The sequence below is a fragment of the Mesorhizobium sp. M00.F.Ca.ET.216.01.1.1 genome (assembly GCF_004010325.2).
In the GTDB taxonomy this organism is placed as follows: domain Bacteria; phylum Pseudomonadota; class Alphaproteobacteria; order Rhizobiales; family Rhizobiaceae; genus Mesorhizobium.
In genome coordinates this window covers 1-374 of the sequence record NZ_SADR02000223.1, presented here as the reverse complement: position 1 = coordinate 374, position 374 = coordinate 1, and the positions used below count along the sequence as shown (strand labels likewise).

General features: G+C 68.7%; 1 protein-coding gene. It reads left to right on the top strand.

Annotated elements, in window-relative coordinates; all coding sequences use genetic code 11:
- A partial coding sequence (locus EN859_RS35830) for a hypothetical protein (RefSeq protein WP_210237763.1) occupies nucleotides 1–374 on the top strand: 374 nt, incomplete at both ends.

The following is a 374-nucleotide window of genomic DNA, read 5'->3' as shown; positions in this document are numbered from 1 at the left end:
TGCCCACGTGCGCGTCGAGCAGGCCGACAACACGTCGCAGGCGCTCACGCAGACGCAGACCGGCGCGGCGATCAACTCCGGTTCCGGGTCGCTGCCGACCGACGCCGAAATCGAAATCATCAAGAGCCGCGGCGTGGTCGCGCCTGTCGTCGAGCAGATGAAGCTGAACTTCAGCGTCACGCCCAAGACGGTGCCGCTGCTCGGCAGCATCGCGGCGCGCGTCGCGACGCCCGGCGAGCTGGCGCGTCCGTGGCTCGGGCTGACGTCGTATGCATGGGGCGGCGAAGTGGCCGATGTCGCTTCGATCGACGTGCTGCCCGCGCTCGAAGGTCAGAAGCTGACCATGAAGGCGCTCGACGGCGGCCGTTACGAGC